The organism is Stenotrophomonas sp. TWI700 (assembly GCF_039673645.1).
Taxonomy (GTDB): domain Bacteria; phylum Pseudomonadota; class Gammaproteobacteria; order Xanthomonadales; family Xanthomonadaceae; genus Stenotrophomonas; species Stenotrophomonas maltophilia_AA.
On the sequence record NZ_JBDJMB010000012.1, the window covers coordinates 1 to 22,387 of the forward strand.

Below are 22,387 nucleotides of genomic sequence, written 5' to 3' on the forward strand. Positions count from 1 at the left end.
TGGCAGGGCGGTCCGGCATCTGGAGGAGCCGGCCAGCGGCCGGCACTACCGCTCCCCCGGAGAGGTGCAATGCGCGTACTGATTCGCGTGCCGAATCAGTACATTTCGCGCTGCAGCCCCAGCGTGCCCAGCACCTTGCTCGAGATTTCCTCGATCGAGGTGTGGGTGGTGCTCAGGGTCGGGATCCGCTCCATCCGGAACATGGTCTCGGCCGCGGCGACCTCGCGGCGGCAGGTCTCCAGATTGGCGTAGCGCGAATTGGGGCGGCGCTCCTGGCGGATCTGCTGCAGACGGTCCGGGTCGATGGTCAGGCCGAACAGCTTCTTGCGGTACGGACGCAGCCGGGGCGGCAGCCGGTCCTGCTCCAGATCCTCGTCGGTCAGCGGGTAATTGGCCGCGCGGACCCCGTAATGCAGGGCCAGGTAGATGCAGGTGGGGGTCTTGCCGGCCCGCGACACGGCCACCAGGATCACGTCGGCATCGTCGTAGTTGATGGCGATGCCGTCGTCATGGGTCAGCGCGAAGTTCATCGCGTTGATGCGCCGGTGGTAGGTCTCGAAGTCGACCATGCCGTGCGCCTGGCCGACCCGGGAATGCCGGTTGACCGCCAGTTCGCGCTCCAGCGGCTCGATGAAGGGGGCGAACACGTCCAGCATCAACCCGCCGCTTTCGGCCAGGATGATGCTCAGCCCGCTGTCCACGCAGGAACTGACCACGATGGGCCGAACCTGGTACCGCTCCCCCGCTGCACGGATCCTTTCACAGGCTTCCCGCGCTTTTTCCGGATCATCGATGAACGACATTCGGTCGGTGATGAAGCTGAACCCGGAGAACTGGGTCAGGAGGCTATGCCCAATGGTTTCAGCGGTGATACCGGTTCCATCGGACACGTAGAACACCGGACGGATCGTCGACATACGGCTTTTACCCCCTCCGAAGCTTAAAAAGGCTGTCGATACAAGCTTGTGCCGACAGCGGTCTGCCCGGCATCATATCGGCTTCTTCCTACGGACGTGGCCATCCAGCCCGCCTCGGGCGATGGCCAAACGGAGCATCGCGCTTGAACGAGAACATCCTGTGGTTGCACGAACTGCGCCTGGCCGATCTGGCCCGCGTAGGCGGCAAGAATTCGTCGCTTGGCGAAATGATCGGCAATCTGGCCGGTCTGGGGGTGTCTGTCCCCGGCGGTTACGCAACCACCTCTGAAGCCTTCAAGGACTTCATCGCCCATAACGATCTGTCCAAGCGCATCTTCGACAAGCTGGCCACGCTGGACGTGGAAGATGTCGGTGCCCTGACGATCGCCGGCAAGGAAATCCGCGGCTGGGTGATCGATGCCCCGCTTCACCCGGCGCTGGACCAGGACATCCGTACCGCCTACGCCAAGCTGTGCAGCGAAAACGGCGGCGGCGACGTCGCGGTCGCGGTGCGTTCCTCGGCGACCGCCGAAGATCTGCCCGATGCGTCCTTCGCCGGCCAGCAGGAAACCTTCCTCAACGTGACCGGCGCCGACGATGTCGTGCTCAAGGTCAAGGAAGTGTTCGCCTCGCTCTACAACGACCGCGCGATCGCCTACCGCGTCCACCACGGCTTCAAGCACGAGGACGTGTTCCTGTCCGCCGGCGTGCAGCTGATGGTGCGCTCGGGCGTCGGTTCGTCCGGCGTGCTGTTCACCCTGGACACCGAGTCCGGCTTCCGCGACGTGGTGTTCGTCACCTCCTCGTTCGGCCTGGGCGAAATGGTCGTGCAGGGTGCGGTCAACCCGGACGAGTTCTACGTCTACAAGCCCACCCTGAGCGCGGGCAAGCCGGCGATCCTGCGCCGCTCGCTCGGCAGCAAGGCGATCCGCATGGTGTATTCGGATGTCCCCGGTGAGCGCGTGCGCATCGAAGACACCCCGGCCGAGCTGCGCAACACCTTCTCGATCAGCGATGAGGACGTGCAGGAACTGTCCAAGCAGGCGCTGGTGATCGAAAAGCATTACGGCCGCCCGATGGATATCGAGTGGGCCAAGGACGGCGTCAGCGGCAAGCTGTTCATCGTGCAGGCGCGCCCGGAGACGGTGAAGTCGCGTGGCCATGCCACCCAGATCGAACGTTTCGCACTGAACCAGAAGGACGGCAAGGTGCTGGCCGAAGGCCGCGCCGTCGGTGCCAAGATCGGTGCCGGTACCGCCCGCGTGGTGCGTACCCTGGACGACATGGCGCGCGTGCAGCCCGGCGACGTGCTGATCGCCGACATGACCGATCCCGATTGGGAGCCGGTGATGAAGCGCGCCTCGGCCATCGTGACCAACCGCGGCGGCCGTACCTGCCACGCGGCGATCATCGCGCGTGAGCTGGGCGTACCGGCCGTGGTCGGCTCGGGCAACGCGACCCAGCTGATCCAGGATGGCCAGGAGGTGACCGTCAGCTGCGCCGAGGGCGACACCGGCTTCATCTACGACGGCATCCTCGAATTCGAGCGCACCACCACGGACCTGGGCAACATGCCGCCCGCGCCGCTGAAGATCATGATGAACGTGGCCAACCCGGAACGTGCCTTCGACTTCGGCCAGCTGCCGAACGCCGGCATCGGCCTGGCCCGTCTGGAAATGATCATCGCCAGCCACATCGGCATCCACCCGAACGCGCTGCTGGAGTACGACCGCCAGGATGCGGCGACCAAGAAGAAGATCGACGAAAAGATCGCCGGTTACGCCGATCCGGTCAGCTTCTATGTGGGCCGCCTGGCCGAAGGCATCGCCACGCTGACCGCGTCGGTCGCCCCGAACCCGGTGATCGTGCGTCTGTCGGACTTCAAGTCCAACGAGTACGCCAACCTGATCGGCGGCAGCAACTACGAGCCGCACGAAGAGAACCCGATGATCGGCTTCCGCGGCGCCAGCCGTTACGTCGACCCGAGCTTCTCGGCCGCCTTCGCGCTGGAATGCCAGGCCGTGCTGCGCGTGCGCAACGAGATGGGCCTGGACAACCTGTGGGTCATGATCCCGTTCGTGCGCACGCTGGAAGAAGGCCGCAAGGTCGTCGAGGTGCTGGAACAGAATGGCCTGAAGCAGGGCGAAAACGGCCTGAAGATCATCATGATGTGCGAAGTGCCGTCCAACGCACTGCTCGCCGATGAGTTCCTCGAGATCTTCGACGGCTTCTCGATCGGCTCCAACGACCTGACCCAGTTGACCCTGGGCCTGGACCGCGATTCCTCGATCGTCGCGCACCTGTTCGACGAGCGGAACCCGGCGGTGAAGAAGCTGCTGTCGATGGCGATCAAGTCCGCGCGCGCCAAGGGCAAGTACGTCGGCATCTGCGGCCAGGGCCCGTCCGATCATCCGGATCTGGCTGAGTGGCTGATGCAGGAAGGCATTGAATCGGTGTCGCTGAACCCGGACACCGTGGTGGATACCTGGCTGCGTCTGGCCAAGCTCAAAGCCAAGGGTTGATCCTTTCGGCAGTGAGATGAAGAACAAAACCCCGCTCAGGCGGGGTTTTGTTTTCGCGCGTAGAGCCACGCCATGCGTGGCTGCCTTTCGTTGGGCATCGAGATCCCGGAAGGTCCGCGTTGCCACGCATGGCGTGGCACTACCCGTCAGGCTTCGGCGGTCTCGGCTACGGGGTAATCGGTAAACCCTTCCGCCCCGCCCCCGAAGAACGTCGCCTTGTCCGACGGATTCAACGGCAGGCCCTTCTGCAGGCGATCCGGCAGGTCCGGGTTGGCGATGAACGGCCGGCCGAACGCGATCAGGTCGGCCCAGCCCTTGGCCAGCGCTTCCTCCGCACGCGCCACGGTGTACTTGCCCGCGTAGATCAGCGTGCCCCGGTAGATCATGCGCAGCGCTTCCTTGAAGGCCACCGGCATCACCGGCGCGTCCTCCCAGTCGGCTTCGGCGATATGCAGGTAGCCCACGCCGATCCGGTCCAACAGGTGCGCGGCGGCCAGGTAGGTCGCCTGCGGGGTGTCGTCCACCGCGCCCTGCAGCGTGGTCAGTGGGGCCAGACGCACGCCGACGCGCTCGGCACCGATCTCCGCAGCCACCGCTTCGGTCACCTCGCGCAGGAAGCGCAGGCGGTTCTGCAGCGCGCCACCGTAGGCATCCGTGCGCTGGTTGGCCTGCGAGTCGATGAACTGGTTGATCAGGTAGCCGTTGGCGCCATGCAGTTCGATGCCATCGAAGCCTGCCGCGATCGCATTGCGCGCGGCGGCCGCGTAGTCGCGCACGATCCCGGCGATCTCATCGATGGCCAATGCGCGCGGCATCGAATGCTGCACCATCTCGCCGACGCCGCTCTGCGGGCCGCGCCCTTCTGGATCGACGAACACCTTGACGCCCTCGGCCAGCAGCGCCGAGGAGGATACCGGTGCGGCGCCACCCGGCTGCAGGGCCACATGCGAGACGCGGCCGACATGCCAGAGCTGGGCGACGATGCGGCCACCCGCCGCGTGGACCGCGTCGGTGACGCCGCGCCAGCCGGCGATCTGGGCCTCGTCATGGATGCCCGGGGTCCAGGCGTAGCCCTGGCCCTGCTGGCTGATCTGGGTACCTTCGCTGACGATCAGGCCGGCCGAGGCGCGCTGGGCGTAGTACTCGGCCATCAGCGGCGTGGCAACGTTGCCCGCACCGGCCCGCGAACGGGTCATCGGCGGCATCACGATACGGTTGGGCAGCGTCAACGCGCCACGGGTGTAGGGGGAGAACAGCATGGGAATCCTTGATCGGGGGGCGCCGCCGAAGCGGTGATGCCGACAAGGATGGGGACCGCGCTGCCCGCTCAACAGCCCTGCCGCGGCAAAACAGTTGTGCCGCCCGTGCAACGATCGATCAGGTACGCTCGGCCGCCAGCATCGAGTAGGCCGCGCGCACGGTCTCGTAGCCATAGGTACGTTCCAGCCGGCGCACGATGAAGTGCCCGCGCGCGACGTCCTGGTAGTAGTCGGTGAACATGGTGTTGAGCGTTGCACCGGCCACCGCCCCCACGATCGGCACCGCCTGCGCGGCGAACTTCTCGGTGACCACCACGCCGAAGCGCGCGGCGACCTTCTCCACGAGCTTGGCCAGCCACTTGCCGGCCTCCTTCGGGGTCAGCCCGATCATCACCGGGCTGCCGCCGACCGCGCGCCCGGCCAGCTCGGCAGAGAGGTGGCGCATCACCTCGGCAGTGAAGCCACGGGTGACGTAGTAGCCGGTCTCGCTGGCGTCGTCCTTGCCCGAATTGCCGCCCAGCGCGAACACTTCCAGGCAGGCGTGCCGGGTGCTCATGTCACGCAGGTCGAAGCCCTCGCTGCGGGCGACGTCGGCGACCGAGCGCATCATGATCGTGGTCGACACCGGCAGTTCGATGAACAGCGTGGTGAACCCGAACGCGCCGCCGACCGCACCGGAGGTGGCCGCCGCCAGTTTGTGCCAGCGCGTGGACGCCGCCTTGCCGGGCGTGTTGTCCATCGTCCACAACGCCGCCTGGGCGGATTTGAACAACGCCGCCTCGACCGCGCCATGGATGCGGCGCGATACCGAATCGGGCAGCCGCTTGACCGCGAACTCCAGCGGCGAGCCGATCAGGTTCGCCATCTTGGCAGTCAGCGTGGGCGATTCAAGCAGGTCCACCGCACGCTGCAGGTCGCGCCAATCCTGGGAGGTCGGCAGGATCGAGGACGACAGCGGCGGCGGTTGCGGCGAGGTGATGGCGTTCATGGCCGCGATCATAGCGCCGCCGATGTCTAGCGCTTGTTGCCTCGCCTGCCGGTGGCTGAATGCCCCGGTGGGCTCAGGCCGGCAGGCCCGACAGCGCGCCCATGAACTGCCGGTAATGGCGCAGCTCCGCGATGGAATCGTGCACGTCGCTCAGCGCGGTATGGCTGGCGGTCTTGCCGACGCCGGCGGCGACGCCCGGGGCCCAGCGCTTGGCCAGTTCCTTGACCGTGGAGACGTCCAGGTTCCGGTAGTGGAAGTACTTCTCCAGGCGCGGCATTTCACGGTGCAGGAAGCGACGATCCTGGCAGATCGAATTGCCGCACATCGGCGAGGCGCCCGCCTTGATCCACTGCTGCAGGAACGCGATGGTCTGCGCCTCGGCCTGGCCCAGCGTCACGCTGCTGTCGACCACGCGCTGCCACAGGCCGGATCGGCGATGCTGGTTGCGGTTCCATTCGTCCATGGCCTCCAGCCGCTCGACCGGATGATGGATCGCGAACTCCGGACCTTCGGCCAGCACGTTCAACTGCGCATCGGTCACCACCGTGGCGATCTCGATGATGGCATCGTTGTCGGTGTCCAGACCGGTCATTTCCAGATCGATCCAGATCAGTCGCTCGCCTTCTGCGCCGTTGTCCGCCATGTGTTCGCCTTGTGCTGGGTCGCCGCCTGCGCCGCGACCGGGAATGGATAAGGCCCACATGATACCGCCAACGCGTCACGAGCCTGTCGCTGCGGCGCCCTTACTCCAGCAGCAGCGGCGGCTTGCCGCGCTTGGCGCGGAAGTAGTTGGTCAAGCGGGTGCTGGCATCCTTGGCCAGCACGCCGCCGTGGAGCTCGACACGGTGGTTGTGCCGCGGGTCGCCGATCAGGTCGAACACACTGCCGCAGGCACCGGTCTTGGGGTCGGTCGCCGCATACACCAGCCGCGCCACGCGTGCATGCACGATCGCCATGGCACACATCGCACACGGCTCCAGGGTGACGTACAGCGTGCTGCCGATCAGCCGGTGGTTGGCCAGCGCCCTGCCCGCCTGCCGCATCGCCACGATCTCGGCGTGCGCGCTGGGGTCGTGGTCGGCAATGTTGAGGTTCCAGCCTTCGCCGAGCACGGTGCCATCGGCACCGACCAGCACCGCGCCGACCGGAATCTCGTTGAACTCACGCTCGGCACGCTCGGCCAGGCCCAGTGCATGGCGCATCCAGTGCTCATCCTGGTCGTGCACCGGCACGCCCAGCGGGGGCGGCGGCGCGAGGCGCTCAACCATGGCCGTTGGCCTTGCGCACGAATGCCTCGAACGCGGCCAGGGTGGCCTCGCTGACGTGGTGTTCGATGCCTTCGGCGTCGCGGCGCGCCGAGTCGGCGTCCACGCCCAATGCCAGCAGGAACTGCTCCACGGTCTGGTGGCGGGCACGCATCTCCACCGCCAGCTGCTCGCCGGCCGGGGTCAGGAACACGCCACGGTACGGTCGCTGGATCGCCCAGCCCTCCTTGACCAGGCGCTTGAGCGCCTTGGCGACCGTCGGCTGCGCCACCCCGAGCCGACTGGCGATGTCCACCTGGCGGGCCTCACGGCCATCAGCGATCAGGTCCGCGATCAGCTCCACATAATCCTCGACCAGCTCGGACCGGCGCGCCTCGCGCACCTGCACGAAGCCCTCGACGTGCACCTGGGCATCGATCAGGGGCGTGGTGGCTTTACGGCTCGACGACGGCATGGTGGCTCCAGCAATGGCCGGCGGCGAAGGGCTGCGGCGCCCGGACAGTTTACCTCACGGGGGTTTGCGACTGGCCGGGGCGGTCCGGCGGGTGCGGCACGCCCCCGATCGTGTTTGACAAATGATTTTTGTTGCCGGATATATACCCCACCTACTCAGCCATGGACCCGGCCGAAGGCCAAGGAGCAGCATGGACGCATCCGCACTACGGAAGTACGGCCCCCTCGCTCTGATCGTCGTCCTCGCCGCGTTGATGACCGCGCTGGCCGTGCAGAACCGCCAGCTCCGCCAGCAGCAGGCCGTGCTGGTGAGCAAGGTCGAACAGATTTCCAAAGCCGTGCACGGCCTGCCCGAAGGCGCCCGGCCGGAAGCATTCGACGCCACCGCACTCGACGGCAAGGCGCTGACCCTGGCCGGCCCGGCCAGCGGCCGCCAGGTCCTGTATTTCTTCTCCCCTGCCTGCAGGTTCTGCCTCGCCTCGGTACCGCAGATCCAGGCGCTGGACGCCGCCGGCCGCAACAACGGCGACCGCGCCTTCGAGATGGTCGGTGTCAGCCTGCCGCCCCATGAAACCGCCGCGGACTACGCACGCCAGCACGGCTTCCACTTCCCGGTGGTGAACGATACCGATGACCGGATCACACAGCGCTATAGCGCCACGATGGTGCCGATGGTGGTGGTGATCCAGGACGGCAAAGTGATCTATCGGTACGTGGGCCAACTCAAGGACAGCTCGGTCAATGCGATCACCGGCGCGTTCGTGGTGAACGCCGCGCGCAGCGCGGTGCCGCCGCCGGCAGGCTGACCCTCCAGGCGCCGCCCGTGCACGGCGCCCCCAGGTCTCTCCGCCCCCGTCCCCGGGCGCGGATCGGCAGTTTCGTCAACCGCTTCGCGCACCACCCGCTGCATCCGTCTCATCCACTCAAGGAGAAGCACCATGAAGTCGAAGAAGCTCGTCTCGGTCTTTGGTGGTATCGCCGTTGTCTGCGCATTGGCGTTCGCCTCCAGCCAAGCGCTGGCCACCTCCAGCCAGCCCACGCCGTTGGCGGGGTGTGCCGAGCAGCCGAACTGCACCTATGGCGGGCACGGCGTGCATATCTGCTGCGATCCGCTGTAAACAAGCACTCGACCATCCCGGCACACTGCCGGGATGGTTCCGCCGCGATCAGCGCGGCCTGCGCTGCAGCAGGGTTTCAAACAGGACCGTGCCGTCCTGGTTCGCGGCCACCAGCGTGCCGCCATGCGCGCGCGCGAACTCGCTGGCGATGAACAATCCCAGCCCCAGCCCGCGGCTGTCGTGGAAACTGGCCTTGAACGGCTCGAACAGACGCGGCAGCAATGCCTCGGGAATCTGCCCGGCATTGCGCACCTGCAGGCGCAGCGGCGCGCTGCGCTCACCCTCCAGGCGAACCAGCACGGGCGCATCGCCGCCATGCAGCACCGCATTGCCGATCAGGTTGGACAACAATTGCGCCAGCCGATCCGGATCGCCCTGCAGGTGGGCATCGCCCTGGACCTGCAGCTCGATGCGCGCCTGCGGATGCGCGCGCCCGATCTCGGCCACGACCGTTGCGGCCACGTCGGCCAGATCGCACTCGGTGCTGTACAGGCGCAACCCGCCGGTACGGATCTTCGAGAAGTCCAGCAGCTGTTCCACCATCCGGGCCATGCGCTGGGCACTGTTCTCCAGGTGGCCGAGCGTGCGCTGGACCTGGCTGTCGTCGGGCAGGTCCAGCGCCAGCTTGTCGGCGCACAACAGAATGGAGGCCAGCGGCGTACGCAGATCGTGCGTGAGCACCGCCATCATCGTTTCGTTGAGCATGAGCGCATGCTCCAGCGCCTCGTTGCGCGTCTTGAGCAGCTGCTTCTGCTGGTAGAGCTCGATGAACACATTGACCTTGCTCATGATCACCTGCGGCTCGATCGGCTTGTGCAGGAAATCGACCGCCCCGGTTTCGTAGCCCTTGAACGCGCGCACGGGGTCGTTCGGCGAGGCGGTGAGGAAAATGATCGGCACATCGCGGCTGCGCTGCGAGCCCCGCATCAGTTCGGCGAGCGAAAAGCCGTCGATCTCCGGCATGTGCACGTCCAGCAGCGCCAGCGCGACTTCATGCTCGAGCAGCAGTTCCAGCGCCTCGGCGCCGGAGGGTGCACACAGAATCTCCAGGCCCGGGCGACGCAGCAGCGCTTCCATCGCGACCAGGTTCTGCGGAATGTCATCGACAATCAGCAGCTTCACGCAATCGGTGGTGGCAGTCGACCCGGCGGGCTCGATCAGGTTCATCGGGTAAGACCTTTCATACGCGTGCAGATGGAGGTGAGCGGGAGTACCGCATCGGCACCGGCGTGCGCCAGGGCCGAGGCGGGCATCATCGAGGAATAGGCCTCCTCAGGGCATTGGATCCAGGCTTCGCCGCCTGCGTGGCGCACGGCCGCAACACCGTCACTGCCGTCGGTACTGGCCCCGGTGAGCAGGATCGCCAGCACGCCATCACCGAACACATCGGCAGCGCTTTCGAACAGGGGATCGATCGCGGGGCGGGAGAACAGCACCGGCGGATCCACCGACAGCGCCAACGTGGTGCGGTCCTCGACCAGCAGGTGGTAGTCCGGCGGCGCAAACGTCACCGTGCCGGGCTGCAGGGGTTGTTTGTCCTCGGCTTCGCGCACCGGCAACGGGCAGCCGGCGTCGAGCAGGTCGGCGATGCGGCTGGGGCGGTCGCGCGGCAGATGCAGCACCACCAGCACCGGCAGCGCCAGCGCCGACGGCAGCGATGACAACAGGGCCTGCAGCGCACTGACGCCGCCGGCCGACGCACCGACGACCACCAGGTCGAACCGGCTGCGTTGCGATGCCGCGCTCATCAGGCCAGCTTCCGGTAGAGGCGCTGTTCGCGCGCACAGGCTTCGAACAGGTCCGCGTGCGCGCCGAACTGCAGCGACTCCTTGCTGCCCAGGCCGAGGAAGCCCCGGTGCACCAGCGCCTCATGGAACAGGCCGATGGCACGATCCTGCAGCGGCCGCTGGAAATAGATGAGCACGTTGCGGCAGGACACCAGGTGCACTTCCGAGAACACGGTATCGGTCGCCAGGCTGTGGTCGGCGAACACGATGTTGCGCTTCAGGCGACGGTCGAACACCACGCTGCCGTAGCCGCTGCTGTAGTAGTCGGAGAGCGATCCGGTGCCGCCGGCGGCCAGATAATTGCGGCTGAACTGCGCCAGCCGGTCCAGCGCGAAAGCGCCGGACTCGGCCGCCTGCAGCGCTTCGGGATTGATGTCGGTGGCGTAGATGATCGCGCGGTCGAGCAGGCCTTCCTCATGCAGCAGGATCGCCAGTGACCAGACCTCTTCGCCGGTGCTGCAGCCGGCGATCCACAGTTTGATCGACGGATACGTGCGCAGCACCGGCACCGCATGCTCGCGCAGCACCCGGAAATACGGCGGGTCGCGGAACATCTCCGAGACCTGCACGGTGAAGTACTGCATCGCCTGGGCGAACGTGTCCGGCTCGTGCAGCAGCCGGTGCTGCAGCGCGCCCATGGTCGGGCAGTCGAAGCGCGCCATGGCATGCCGCATCCGCCGCCGCAGCGACGCCAGTGCGTAGTCACGGAAGTCGTAGTGGTAGCGCTGGTAGACCGCCTCCAGCAACACCTTCAGCTCCAGGTCGAACAACTCCGTTTCGTTCATCGGCGCGAGCACCACACACGGCACAGCGAGACCAGCTTGTCCACGTCGATCGGCTTGGCGATGTAGTCGTTGGCACCGGCCTGCAGGCAATGCTCGCGGTCATCGGGCATCGCCTTGGCGGTCAGCGCGATGATCGGCAGGTCACGCCAGCGGTTGTCGGCGCGGATCTCGCGCATGGCGGTCAGCCCGTCCATCTCCGGCATCATGATGTCCATCAGCACCAGGTCGATCTCCGGGCGCAGCTTCTCCAGCGCCTCGCGACCGTTGCGGGCGATGTCCAGGGTGACGCCGAGCGGCTCGAGCACGCTGGACAGTGCGAAGATGTTGCGCACGTCGTCCTCGGCCAGCAGCACGGTACGGCCATCGAGCACCGCATCGCGGCGGCGCGCCTCGCGCAGCAGGCGCTGCTGGTCGGTCGGCAGCGAGGCCTCGACACTGTGCAGGAACAGGGTCACTTCATCGAGCAGGCGCTCGGGCGAGCGCGCGCCCTTGATGATGATGCTCTTGGAATAGCGGCGCAGGCGCTGCTCCTCATCGCGGGTCAGCGCGCGGCCGGTGTAGACGATCACCGGCGGGAACGCCACGGCCTCGTTGCCGGCCATGCGCTCGAGCAGGTCGTAGCCGGTGCCGTCGGGCAGCGCCAGGTCGGTGACCATGCAGTCGAAGGTCGATCCGGCCAGCTCCGCCATCGCCTCGGTGATGGTGCCCACCGCGGTGATCTCCAGCTGGTCGCGGCCGAGCAGCAGCTGCAGGTTGGAGCGCAGCTCACTGTCGTCCTCGACGATCAGCAGGCGGCGCATGTCGCGCTGGCTGGTGGCCTCCAGCTGCTGGATCGCCCCGACCAGGCGCTCACGCGTGGCCGGCTTGATCACATAGCCGATCGCGCCCAGCTCCATCGCTACCTGCGAGCGCTCCAGCCCGGACACCACGTGCACCGGGATGTGGCGCGTGGCCGGGTCGCGCTTGAGGCGCTCCAGCACGCTGAGCCCGGAGACGTCGGGCAGGCCGATATCGAGCAGGATGCCGTTGGGCCGCAGTTCGGTCGCCAGGGCCAGCGCCTCCTCGGCGGTGCCGGCGACCACACAGTCGAAGTCCAGTTCATGCGCCATCGACACCAGCGCGCTGGCGAAGGTCGCATCGTCTTCGACCACCAGGATCATCCGGCCCGCGCGGCTGCGACGGCCGCGGTCATCGATCACCTTTGCCGCAGGCGCCGGCGACGGCGTCGACCCGGCATGTGCACGGCCGAGCGGCGCGGCGGCGGGCAGCGCCGGCGCCGCGACGGCCGCGGGGCGGACGTCGTGCACGACGTGCTGGGCACTGCCGGTGCTGCCGTCAGCCAGCAGCGGCAGTTCGAGGGTGAAGCAGCTGCCGCGGCCCGGCTCGCTGGAAACGGAGATGCTGCCGCCCATGCGGGCGGCCAGATCGCGCGAGATCGACAGGCCCAGCCCGGTGCCACCATAACGGCGGCGGGTACTGCCATCGGCCTGGCGGAACGCTTCGAAGATCACCGCGGTCTGCTCGTCGGGAATGCCGATGCCGGTATCGGACACGGCGAACTGGATCCGCCCTGCCCCGGCACTGCGCACCTTCAGCGACACGCTGCCGTGCTCGGTGAACTTGACCGCGTTGGCCAGCAGGTTCTTCAGGATCTGCTGCAGGCGCTGGCTGTCGGCCAGCAGCTGGCTCGGCGCATCCGGCGCGGCGCTGATCTCCAGGCTCAGGCCCTTCTGCACCGCCATCGGCTCGAAGGTTTCCTTCAACCGCTGCAGCACGCTGGAAACGGCCAGGTTCTCCTCGACCAGCTCGACGTGGCCAGCTTCGATCCGCGACAGGTCCAGGATGTCGTTGATGAGCGCCAGCAGGTCGTTGTTGGAGGAGTGGATCGCCTGGGCATACTTGACCTGCTCGGCGGTCAGCGTGCCGTCCTTGTTGTCGGCCAGCAGCTTGGCCAGGATCAGCGCACTGTTGAGCGGCGTACGCAGCTCGTGGGACATGTTGGCCAGGAATTCGGACTTGTAGCGCGAGCTGGCCTCCAGCTCGTTGCTGTTCTGCACCAGCTGCGCCTGGGCCAGCAGCAGGGCCTGTTGGCGCGACTCCAGCTCGTGGGTACGCTCTTCGAGCTGCACATTGGTCTGCTCCAGCTCGGCCTGCTGCTGCTCCAGGTTGGCCTGGGAATGCAGCAGGCTGCGGCTCTGCTCCTCCAGTTCCTCGTTGGCCACGCGCAGCTCTTCCTGCTGGGTCTGCAGCTCTTCGCTCTGGCGCTGGGTTTCCTCCAGCAGTTCCACCAGCTGGGCATTGAGCAGCGACGCGCGCAGCGCGATGCCGATCGGCTCGGCGCACTGCAGCAGCAGCGCCATCTCCAGGCTGCGTGCGGGCGATACGCCGGCACGGCCCAGCTCGATGACGCCGATCACCACGCCATCGGCGGTGATCGGTCCCAGCAGGCGCTGGTGCACGGTGGTGCGGCCCAGCGGGGTGTCGATATCCAGCGGGCTGTCGCTGTCCTCCAGCCGGCGGGCACGGCCCTCACGGATGATCTCGCCCCATTGCCCGGCATTCGCCGGCAGCGTCTCCGGCAGCTGCGACGGCAGCGCGGCGCCACCGACCAGCACCAGCCGCTCGCCCTGCAGGCGGTACATCGCGCCGACATCGGCATTGAGCTGCGCGCACAGCGCGCGCATGGCTGCTTCGGCCAGTTCACGCGGGGTGGGATCCCCTTGCAGGCTGGTGCCGACCACGTTCTCGCCGGCCTGCAGCCACAGCGCATCGGCCGCTTCACGGCGGGCGCCGATGGCCTTCATCACGGTCAACGCCATCATGAGGAAGGCGACGCCGCCGATGCTGCGGTTGACGAAGGAAAACGCCGAATTGCTGCTGGCCGGCGCGACGTTGTAGCCCACCGCCAACAGGATGCAGGACCCGATCGCCACCAACAGGGGTACGTCCAGGCGGCGCTGGAACAGCGTGATGCCGACCGCCATGAAGTAGGTCAGCCAGACCGCATAGCCCAGCGGCACCACCATCTCCGTGCCCAGCGTGGCCGCCATCAAGGCGGCCGACGCAAGCCAGATCCAACGGTCACGGGCGGTAGGCGCAGAATTCATGCCGTGTTCCAGCTCAGCTAAAAAGGGGGCTGATGGTACCTGAGCGGTAAACGGGTGTTAAGCGCCAGAAGTCAGCGCGTTTGGCGCACGTTCTTGACACTTTCTTCACACCATGGCCCCTACGGTTCGGTCCCTTATCGGGGGAGTCGATAGCCGTCGTGGTCCAGGCCGTATCCAGCGTTGCACCGCTCGCCGACGAAAGCCGGCAGCTGAAGCTGTTGATCGACAACGTGAGCGATCACGCCATCTATCTGCTGGATACGCAGGGCAGCATCTGCAGCTGGAACCGCGGCTGTGAACGGGTCAAGGGCTATTCCGCCGAAGCGGTGATCGGCAAGCACGTCGGCCTGTTCTACACCCCCGAAGACCAGCAGCTGGGCGTGCCCCAGCAGGCGCTCGAGTACGCCCGCGACCATGGCCGTTTTGTCGGCGAAGGCTGGCGCGTGCGCTGCAACGGCGAGCGGTTCCGGGCCGGCGAAGTGATCGAGCCGGTCCGCGAGGACGGGTGCCTGCTCGGCTTCGTCAAGGTCACCCAGGATGTCACCGAGCGCTACCAGGCCCAGCGCCTGCTGCAGGATGCGCAGCGCGCGCACGTGCAGCAGCGCCAGCTGGACAATGTCGGCCGGCTGACCCGGGGCCTGGCCCATGAATTCAACAACCTGCTGACCACCATCGGCAACGCGCTGGACCTGATCGCCCTGCGCCCCCGCGCCGACGGGCGCACCCAGGAGCTGGTGGACCTCGCCCAGGCCGCCGCCGACCGCGGCTCTTTGCTGACCCGCCAACTGCTTGCGTTCTCCGCGGATCAGACCCTGGTGCGCGAGCCGGTGGTGGTGCAGGATTTCCTGCGCGATGCCCTGCCCGTGCTGCTTCGCGCCTGCCCGGCCGGCATCGAGGTACAGCTGGACATAACCCCGGATCTGCCCCCGATCGTCACCGATGGCGTACAGTTGCACAGCGCCGTGCTGAATCTGGTGCTCAATAGTGGCGAAGCGATGCCCCAGGGCGGCACGGTCACGATCACGGCCGAGGTCGAACAGCGACTGGCACCGGATCTGTCCCAGCCCATGCGCCGCCACTATGTCGCCATCTCGGTGACCGACCAGGGCGATGGCATGCCCCCGGACATCGCCGCGCGCGCCAGCGAGCCGTTCTTCACCACCAAGGAAATCGGCAAGGGCAGCGGGCTGGGCCTGAGCCAGGTCTTCGGCTTCGTTTCCCAGTGCGACGGCTTCGTCGACGTACAAACCGCCCCCGGCCGGGGTACCACCGTCCGCCTGTTGTTACCTGTCATTGAGGAAGTCGAGCATGTCTGAGCCCCTACGCGTATTGATGGTCGAAGACCAGCAGGACCTGCGTGAACTGATCGGCCAGGCGCTGCAGGACTTCGGCATCGAAATCCACACCGCCGACGACGGCCCGGCCGCGCTGCGCCTGATGCAGGATCCGGGCGGGTTCGATGTGGTGTTCAGCGATATCAGCATGCCCAACGGCATGAGCGGCGTGGAGCTGAGCGAGCACGTCGCCGACGTGCTGCCCAATGCGCGGATCATCCTGGCCTCCGGCTATGCACGCTCGCAGCTGCCGCCGCTGCCCGAGCATGTCGAGTTCCTGCCCAAGCCGTATCGCCTGCGCCAACTGGTGACGTTGCTGCAGTCGCCCGTCGCACCCTGCTGAGCCGGCGCACCGCCGGCAGCGTGAACGCTTCATCCGCGTCGCCCCTGCTTCACATCGGTGCTGCATTCCACCCCGGATAGTGACGGTGAAGTCGGAACAGGGTGCGGTACATGCAGGACAGAACTGATGATCTGAATCGGATCGCGTTGATCGAAGCACTCAACGTGATGGACCCTGCATTGGGGACGGCGCTGGACCCGATCACCGAACTGGTGGCCTTTACCTTCGGCGTGCCGATCGCGCTGGTGTCCATCTTCGATGCCGACCACCAGCACATCATCTCGCGCGTCGGCCTGGCGCTGACCCGTAACGAGCGGCATGCCTCGATCTGCGCGTTGGCGTTGGGCGCCACCGACGTGCTCCAGGTGGCCGACCTGCGCCTGGACCCGCGCGTCGCCGACAACGCGCTGGTCACCGGTCCCGAACAACTGCGTTTCTACGCCGGCGTCCCATTGATCACCAAGGCGGGCATCGCGCTCGGCACGGTATGCATCATGGGCCGCGAGCCGCGCCGGCTGTCCGCGGAAGAGCAGCTGCAGCTGCAGACGCTGTCACGTGTGGTGATCGCGCAGATGGAACTGAAAATGTCGCTGGGCCGCCGCGAGCAGGTCAGCGGCCTGCCCAACCGGCAGCAGTTCCAGGCCGATCTCAACGCCCTGTCCCGTGGCGGCGAGGCGCGCGCGTTCACGGCGGTGCTGCTGGATGTATTCGATCTGCAGAGCGCCAACGATGCCGGCCAGGCGCTGGGCATGAAACCGGTAGAAACCCTGCTGCGCCAGGCGTCGCTGCGCGTGCAGGATGTGCTGCGCGATATCGCGCAGGTGTATCACGTGGGCCTGACCCGGTTTGCCTTCCTGCTGCCGGAGCAATCGCATGACCAGACTGAGGCCCTGCTTGATCGCCTGCGCGTGCGCATGCGCCGGCCGCTGATGGCCGGCAGCATTCCGATGTCCCCGCAGTTCCACGCCGGGGTCTGCGACTTCCGCGCCGTTCCAGAACAGGCGGCCGATCTGATCCGCAAGTGTCTGGTCGCCATGCATCACGCCCTGCAGACCGACGCGTGCCTGTGCTGGTACTCGCAGGAACGCGACGATGCACTGCGCCGTCGCTACCGGCTGGCCTCGGACGCCGGACGCGGCCTGGCCCAGCACCAGTTCAGCCTGGTCTACCAACCCCGATTCAATCTCATCGACGGGCTGCCGGTCTCGGCCGAAGCCCTGCTGCGCTGGACCCATCCGACGCTCGGTCCGGTCAGCCCGGGCGAGTTCATTCCGGTCCTGGAGCGCACCGCGCTGATGCCTGCGCTCAGCCGCTGGGTCATCGATCACGCCCTGGCCCAGGCCGCGCAATGGCAGCAGAGCGTGCCGGGGTTCAGCCTGTCGCTCAATCTCTCGCCGCGCGACTTCGACGACCAGTGTGTGTGGAGCGTGCTGTCCGAACGATTGGACGCACATGGGCTGGCACCCGGCCTGGTCGAGATCGAAATCACCGAGGGGCAGTGGCTCAACCACCATCCTGCAGCGCTACCCCAGCTGCGGGAGATGGCCGTCGCCGGCGTGCGCATCGCCATCGATGATTTCGGCAGCGGCTACAGCAACTTCGGCTACCTCAGCGAGGTGCCGATCAGCCATATCAAGATCGACCAGACGCTGGTCACCGGACTGGCGCGCTCGCGTACCGCGCGGCTGAAGGTCGAAGCCATCATCAAGCTGTCCCGGCAGCTGGGGTACCGCACGGTCGCCGAGGGGGTGGAGAGCGAGGCCGAACTGTCCCTGTTGCGCCTGTGGGGATGCGATGAAGCGCAGGGCTATCACCTCGCCCGCCCGATGCATCCCGACGCGGTGCTGCAGCTGGTCAGCGCCTGCCGCGCCGGTCCGCTGCCGGATGCGGGCTGACGCTGCGACGCCGCCACGCAGTCTGCAGCACGCGCGATAATGTCCGGCCCGCCCCAGTCACTGCCGACCATGTCCGATCTCGCCCCGCTGCCCACCCTGCCGCCCGGCCACTACCGCCACTTCAAGGGCGGCAACTACGAGGTGATCGGCGTCGTGCGCCACAGCGAAACGCTGGCACCGATGGTGCTGTACCGGCCGCTGGACACGGACTTCGGGCTGTGGGTGCGCCCGTTCGAGATGTTCGTGGCGCAGGTGGAGGTGGAGGGCCAGTGGCGGGCGCGCTTTGCGCGCGTCGAATGAGCGGCTGAGCGGCGACAGCGACGCCCATCGCGGCTGCGGCGCGATCAGCTCGCCGCAGTCTGTCGCGCGTCGACCAGTGCACGCAGGCGCGCGGTCACCGCGCGGAACGGCTCAGGCAGACTCGCCGCCTCCAGGGCATCGACCTGGCCCGACAGCAGCGACAGCGCCTCGCTCACGCTGACCACGTCCTGCCCAGCGTCCACGGCCGCCTCCGGCACGTCCAGATGCGCGCCGATGACGCCCGCCAGGACTTCGAACGCTTTGACCGTGGCTGCGTCGAGCTTGGACGGTTGCGGGTCCAGCGCGCACAGGGTGCCGTGGAAACCACCGTCGCGGCGGAACATCGGCACCGAGATGTAACTCTCGAATCCGTACAGCGCAGGCGTGGGATGGCGGGAGAACACCGGGTGGGTGCTGGCCTGGTCGAACTGGACCAGATGGCGATGCTCGCGGATCTCATCGCAGATGGTGGTTTCCAGCACGAGGTCGTCGCCCGGCCGCAGGCCGAAGTCCAGGCGATCATGCACGGCGCAGGCCGTCCAGCGATCCGCAGTCACCCGCGCCACCGCGACGAAGCGCATGCCGGTCATCGCACTGGCCAGCTCCAGGATGCCCGGCACGGCCGGCATCGCCAGCAGCGCCGCGATATCGTCCAGGCGTGGATCCGTCGAGACCGTCGGTTCCGCCACTGGCGCCGAGCCCGGACCGCCGTCCTCCAGCGGGTTCTCCATGGCCGCCAATCGGCGGTCCAGCGCCTTGGCGTTGACCTCGTTGAACAGGCCACGCACGGCCGCCGACAACGCGCGCGCGTCCTTGATGATGCCCACGAAATGGATGCCCTGCCCGACCAGGCGGATCTGCTCGACGCCATGGTCCACGCGCAGGGAGGGCCACGCCTGACGGTGCAGGATGCGCATCCAATCGCTGGGCGGCGTTTCATCGAGAAGTGCGGTCACGATCACCCGCGACGGCACCGATCCGACCGGGAGACCGGGCAGATCAAAGCCGATGAGCGCTGGAAAGCCCGTGCTGGTAGACATCACAACCCCTATGCGGCCTGGCGCAGCCATCGACAGGTGGTGGCTTTGAAGCGAAATTGTCGCACGAATGAGCGAGACTGGCCGTGAGCGGACGCTGCTCCGCCCGCCGGAACGCGCCCACAGCGGCAGCGGTTATCATTCGGACGCCGCTCGTCGTGATCGATGTGTTGATCGCTTCGCCGACGGGCGCAGGATGCACTCTCTGCCAAGAACAAGGAACGTACTTCATGGGCTCAACGGGTCAGGGTTTTTCAGTGTTGGTCGGGATCCTATGGGCGCTGCTCGGGCTGCTCTGGATCTTCGTCCCCTTCGCCATCTTCGGGATCAAGGACCTGCTCAAGCAGATCGTGGCCGAACAGCGCCGGACCAACGAGATTCTCAGCCGCGTCCACGGCGATCGCCTGCCGCCGGCGTCCCCCGAACCCCAGCCGTTCCGGGTCGGGCCGTATCCGTAAGGGTCCGCAGTCTGCTGCTGGCGTTGATGGGTTGCCGTGCGGAGTAATGCCGGCCTTGCGAACAAGGCCGTCAAATTTTCGACGCATTTCGCGCATTTTGAACAAATCCCCCCTCGCTCGCCCCCTATACTCGGGCCTCGTCACCATGGAACGGAGACTTGATGTCCCCCTGCTCCCTGCAGACCCCCGACACGCTCGGCCTGATCGTCCGCACCGCCTCGGCGGCGCATGTCGCCATGCGAACCGTCCCCCTGTACGCGGGCATCGCCGAACAGACGGATTCCCCCGACGCTGGCGCAACGGCTCCCTGCGCGTTGCCGCCTGCTCTGTGCGGCGTCCCCGCACCGTCCCAGCCGCATTCCCCCCCTGTCAAACGGAGACCGGCCTTGCACCGTGTCCTCAAGATCTGCCTTGTCACCCTTCTGATCACCGCCTGCAGCCGTACGGAGAACACCATGAGCCAAGACCTTTCCACCGCCGCCGCTGAGGCCGATGTCGAAAACGGCGGACGCGGTCTCGCCAAGCTCAATCCACAGCCGCGCCAAGCATTTGATGTGGTCCTCAAACTGCACAACGCCCCGGGCCCGTTCGAACGCATTGAAGGCGTCGCGCAGTACGACGTCACCAACGAAGCAGAGTGCGGTCGCATCAACCCGGAAACCGGCACCGCCGGGCGCATCACCAGCCAGGAGCCGCTCGCGCTCAAGCGCGTCGCCGACGATGAGTACCACGGCACCGTTTACCTCGACCGGATGCTGGACGAGGACTACTACGGGCGTGGCGTATGCCACTGGAAATTCAGCGGTACGGGTGCCCTGCTCAAGGCCACCGGTGCGCATGAGGAAACCCGTTTTCTCACCTTCATCGATGCCGACCGGTTCACTGCGGGCGATACGCTGACCCGTCACTACCCGGCCAGGGACTATCCGCGCGCCTCGCCCGTGGAAGGTCCATCGGGCATCACCTCGATCGAAGACTATCCGGCCAGGGGCAATGAAGATCCCACCGTATTCGTGCCGGAACTGCGTAACGCGTTGTTCTCGATCTCGTTGTCCGCCAAAGAGGCCAAACAATGACTATTCCCAGCCAGGATTACGCGGCGATCTCCGATGACGCGTACAAGGATCGAGCGGTAGGACGTCGCGCACCTGGCGAGGAAGAGCCGGTCACGCTCAACGGCCACCGGTACGTGGTGCTTGAACATGTCAACAACACCCGCAACGGCTATCAAGGCACGGTCTACCAGCGTGTAGACACCAATGAGATCGTGGTATCGCACCGCGGCACCGAGCAGATCCTGCTCGATGCCGTACTTACCGATGGCACGATGGTCACTGGACGCACCAATCTGCAGGCCAAGGATGCGATCGCACTGACCGAGAGGGCCATGGAATATGCGATCAAACAGGGCAAGGACGTTGGGCACGCCCCGGAAGTAACCGTCACCGGCCACTCGCTGGGCGGCACCCTGGCCCAGATCAGTGCGCACCACTTCGATCTCAAAGGCGAAACCTTCAATGCCTTCGGCGCGGCCAGCCTGAACTACCGGATTCCCGAAGGTGGCGACAGGATGATCAACCATGTCATGGCCGCCGATCCGGTCAGCGCCGCATCGCCGCATTACGGCCAGGTCCGCATCTACGCCAGCCCCCAGGAAATCAAGACCCTGGAGGCCTCCGGCTTCAGCAACAGCAGGTACAACGCGCTGATTCCGGATCGCCCCGTGATCGCCGCCGCCGCATCGCTGGGCTCGCACAAACTGGGCAACTTCCTCGACAGCGGGTCGGTCCTGGGCTCGGAGCAGGCCAAGACCCTGGCCAACACCAATGCCCGAATGATCGACGAGTACCGCGACGACATCGGAGAACGCCGCAGCGCGGCCACCGTCATATCGCGCGGTACGGTCGGTGGCGCGGTAGACCTGATCGACACCCTGCGCGGCCCGCTGCCGGCCGGTGAACCGGCCCGGCGCGAGGCTGAGAAACACCAGAACAGCCACACCAGTCTGCGCATGGACGATGCCCGCCATCCGGGCAATCCCCTGTTCAACGACGCACAGCGTGGCGTCTATGCCCAGGACACCCGCGTGGGCCGCACCCCGGATCAGTCCAGCGACCAGCTCGCCGGCAGCCTGGCTGCGCAGATGCACGCCGCAGGCGGCAAGCGCATCGACACAGTGGTGATGAGCAACGACGCGGCCAACACCTTCGCCGTGCAGGGCAACCAGAACGACCCGGCCCACCTGCGCGTCACCGTCGACACCCTGCTGGCCATGAACACGCCGTTGGAACACAGCAGCCGCAAGGTGGAAGAACAGGCCAGCAGCCAGCGTCAGCAACAGGAGCGCAGCCAGGAACAGGTCCAGAGCAACAGCCGCACCATGATGGGGTGAGGCCGCGCCACGGCACGACCGTAACAGCCATCGCCGGGACGGGATGGCTGTTGTTGTTTGGGCAACGACCATTGCAACCTGCAGGCTGCCGGAATCGACATCTGTCGCAAGCACGGCGTACAACCCACAAACGACTGAGAGATTGCTGCCGCGCCGAGGTGTGCCTCCGATCACCACATTTCCGGCGCATTTTGCGCATTCTGAACAAGTCCGTCCCCGCCCCCCTCCTATACTCGGGTGATCGTCACCATGGAACGGAGACTTGATGTCCCCCTGCTCCCTGCCTACCTGCAACACGCTCTGCCTGAACTCCCGCACGGACGCGTTGGCGATGCAGCGTGCCGCTTTACTGGCCCGGGCTCCGGGCGCGCTGCCGCCTGCTCCGCGCGGCGCGCCGCTGACCACATCCTTGACCGATAACGGAGAA

General features: G+C 66.7%; 21 protein-coding genes. 10 read left to right on the plus strand and 11 right to left on the minus strand.

Features of this window, described 5'->3' with window-relative positions; genetic code table 11:
- Nucleotides 1-95: 95 nt before the first annotated feature.
- Nucleotides 96-917 carry a pyruvate, water dikinase regulatory protein gene (locus ABE473_RS10665; protein ID WP_019184148.1) on the minus strand — a complete coding sequence of 274 codons (822 nt, stop codon included), beginning with the start codon at nucleotides 915-917 and terminating at the stop codon, nucleotides 96-98.
- Between the two features lie 143 nt (nucleotides 918-1,060).
- Here ABE473_RS10665 and ppsA point away from each other — a divergent pair, with 143 nt between their 5' ends.
- A complete protein-coding gene (gene ppsA, locus ABE473_RS10670; RefSeq protein WP_346477531.1) occupies nucleotides 1,061-3,439 on the plus strand; it encodes a phosphoenolpyruvate synthase in 2,379 nt (792 codons plus the stop codon).
- Between the two features lie 146 nt (nucleotides 3,440-3,585).
- Here the strand turns inward: ppsA and ABE473_RS10675 are convergent, their stop codons facing one another.
- The 5 genes from ABE473_RS10675 to mntR form a co-directional block, all read right to left on the minus strand.
- Nucleotides 3,586-4,698 carry an alkene reductase gene (locus tag ABE473_RS10675; protein WP_346489441.1) on the minus strand — a complete coding sequence of 371 codons (1,113 nt, stop codon included), beginning with the start codon at nucleotides 4,696-4,698 and terminating at the stop codon, nucleotides 3,586-3,588.
- 118 nt (nucleotides 4,699-4,816) lie between these two features.
- Nucleotides 4,817-5,686: an EcsC family protein gene (locus ABE473_RS10680; protein ID WP_346489442.1), complete on the minus strand. Its 870-nt coding sequence runs from the start codon at nucleotides 5,684-5,686 to the stop codon at nucleotides 4,817-4,819.
- 73 nt (nucleotides 5,687-5,759) lie between these two features.
- Nucleotides 5,760-6,329 (minus strand): oligoribonuclease, encoded by a 570-nt coding sequence (gene orn, locus ABE473_RS10685; protein ID WP_346489443.1) that lies wholly within the window; start codon nucleotides 6,327-6,329, stop codon nucleotides 5,760-5,762.
- A gap of 100 nt (nucleotides 6,330-6,429) precedes the next feature.
- Nucleotides 6,430-6,954, minus strand: coding sequence for a tRNA adenosine(34) deaminase TadA (tadA, locus tag ABE473_RS10690; protein WP_179458660.1), 525 nt, complete (start codon nucleotides 6,952-6,954; stop codon nucleotides 6,430-6,432).
- A complete protein-coding gene (mntR, locus tag ABE473_RS10695; RefSeq protein WP_176988641.1) occupies nucleotides 6,947-7,405 on the minus strand; it encodes a manganese-binding transcriptional regulator MntR in 459 nt (152 codons plus the stop codon). The genes tadA and mntR overlap by 8 nt, the downstream gene beginning before the upstream one ends.
- 190 nt (nucleotides 7,406-7,595) lie before the next feature.
- On the opposite strand from mntR, the gene ABE473_RS10700 reads away from it, so the two are divergent.
- Both ABE473_RS10700 and ABE473_RS10705 read left to right on the plus strand, forming a co-directional pair.
- On the plus strand, nucleotides 7,596-8,210 hold the full coding sequence (locus ABE473_RS10700; protein ID WP_346489444.1) for a TlpA disulfide reductase family protein: 615 nt from the start codon (nucleotides 7,596-7,598) through the stop codon (nucleotides 8,208-8,210).
- A 132-nt stretch (nucleotides 8,211-8,342) separates the two neighbouring features.
- Nucleotides 8,343-8,522 (plus strand): hypothetical protein, encoded by a 180-nt coding sequence (locus ABE473_RS10705; protein ID WP_346489445.1) that lies wholly within the window; start codon nucleotides 8,343-8,345, stop codon nucleotides 8,520-8,522.
- Nucleotides 8,523-8,570: 48 nt separating this feature from the next.
- Here ABE473_RS10705 and ABE473_RS10710 read toward each other — a convergent pair whose 3' ends face one another.
- The 4 genes from ABE473_RS10710 to ABE473_RS10725 are packed head-to-tail and all read right to left on the minus strand — an operon-like array spanning nucleotide 8,571 to nucleotide 14,201.
- Nucleotides 8,571-9,689 carry a hybrid sensor histidine kinase/response regulator gene (locus ABE473_RS10710; protein ID WP_346489446.1) on the minus strand — a complete coding sequence of 373 codons (1,119 nt, stop codon included), beginning with the start codon at nucleotides 9,687-9,689 and terminating at the stop codon, nucleotides 8,571-8,573.
- Nucleotides 9,686-10,270, minus strand: coding sequence for a chemotaxis protein CheB (locus tag ABE473_RS10715; RefSeq protein WP_346489447.1), 585 nt, complete (start codon nucleotides 10,268-10,270; stop codon nucleotides 9,686-9,688). Before ABE473_RS10715 ends, ABE473_RS10710 begins: the two co-directional genes overlap by 4 nt.
- A complete protein-coding gene (locus ABE473_RS10720) occupies nucleotides 10,270-11,118 on the minus strand; it encodes a CheR family methyltransferase (RefSeq protein WP_346489448.1) in 849 nt (282 codons plus the stop codon). The genes ABE473_RS10715 and ABE473_RS10720 overlap by 1 nt, the downstream gene beginning before the upstream one ends.
- Nucleotides 11,091-14,201, minus strand: a complete 3,111-nt coding sequence (locus ABE473_RS10725) for a response regulator (RefSeq protein WP_346489449.1) — start codon at nucleotides 14,199-14,201, stop codon at nucleotides 11,091-11,093. Before ABE473_RS10725 ends, ABE473_RS10720 begins: the two co-directional genes overlap by 28 nt.
- A 158-nt stretch (nucleotides 14,202-14,359) precedes the next feature.
- On the opposite strand from ABE473_RS10725, the gene ABE473_RS10730 reads away from it, so the two are divergent.
- The 4 genes from ABE473_RS10730 (at nucleotide 14,360) to ABE473_RS10745 (ending at nucleotide 18,073) form a co-directional block, all read left to right on the plus strand.
- A complete protein-coding gene (locus ABE473_RS10730) occupies nucleotides 14,360-15,517 on the plus strand; it encodes an ATP-binding protein (RefSeq protein ID WP_346489450.1) in 1,158 nt (385 codons plus the stop codon).
- On the plus strand, nucleotides 15,510-15,878 hold the full coding sequence (locus tag ABE473_RS10735) for a response regulator (protein WP_121037386.1): 369 nt from the start codon (nucleotides 15,510-15,512) through the stop codon (nucleotides 15,876-15,878). Before ABE473_RS10730 ends, ABE473_RS10735 begins: the two co-directional genes overlap by 8 nt.
- A 110-nt stretch (nucleotides 15,879-15,988) precedes the next feature.
- The gene (locus tag ABE473_RS10740) at nucleotides 15,989-17,773 is read left to right on the plus strand and encodes an EAL domain-containing protein (RefSeq protein WP_346489451.1); all 1,785 of its coding nucleotides are present in this window, start codon (nucleotides 15,989-15,991) and stop codon (nucleotides 17,771-17,773) included.
- Between the two features lie 69 nt (nucleotides 17,774-17,842).
- Nucleotides 17,843-18,073: a DUF1653 domain-containing protein gene (locus ABE473_RS10745; RefSeq protein WP_346489506.1), complete on the plus strand. Its 231-nt coding sequence runs from the start codon at nucleotides 17,843-17,845 to the stop codon at nucleotides 18,071-18,073.
- Between the two features lie 44 nt (nucleotides 18,074-18,117).
- Here ABE473_RS10745 and ABE473_RS10750 read toward each other — a convergent pair whose 3' ends face one another.
- Nucleotides 18,118-19,113 carry a GAF domain-containing protein gene (locus ABE473_RS10750; protein ID WP_346489452.1) on the minus strand — a complete coding sequence of 332 codons (996 nt, stop codon included), beginning with the start codon at nucleotides 19,111-19,113 and terminating at the stop codon, nucleotides 18,118-18,120.
- A gap of 155 nt (nucleotides 19,114-19,268) precedes the next feature.
- Here ABE473_RS10750 and ABE473_RS10755 point away from each other — a divergent pair, with 155 nt between their 5' ends.
- The 3 genes from ABE473_RS10755 (at nucleotide 19,269) to ABE473_RS10765 (ending at nucleotide 21,960) form a co-directional block, all read left to right on the plus strand.
- Entirely contained in the window at nucleotides 19,269-19,568 is a 300-nt protein-coding gene (locus tag ABE473_RS10755) for a hypothetical protein (RefSeq protein ID WP_346489453.1), read from the plus strand.
- Between the two features lie 455 nt (nucleotides 19,569-20,023).
- Nucleotides 20,024-20,644 carry a hypothetical protein gene (locus tag ABE473_RS10760; RefSeq protein ID WP_346489507.1) on the plus strand — a complete coding sequence of 207 codons (621 nt, stop codon included), beginning with the start codon at nucleotides 20,024-20,026 and terminating at the stop codon, nucleotides 20,642-20,644.
- Complete coding sequence (locus tag ABE473_RS10765; protein WP_346489454.1) at nucleotides 20,641-21,960, plus strand: XVIPCD domain-containing protein; 1,320 nt, start codon at nucleotides 20,641-20,643, stop codon at nucleotides 21,958-21,960. The genes ABE473_RS10760 and ABE473_RS10765 overlap by 4 nt, the downstream gene beginning before the upstream one ends.
- Nucleotides 21,961-22,387 lie beyond the last annotated feature (427 nt).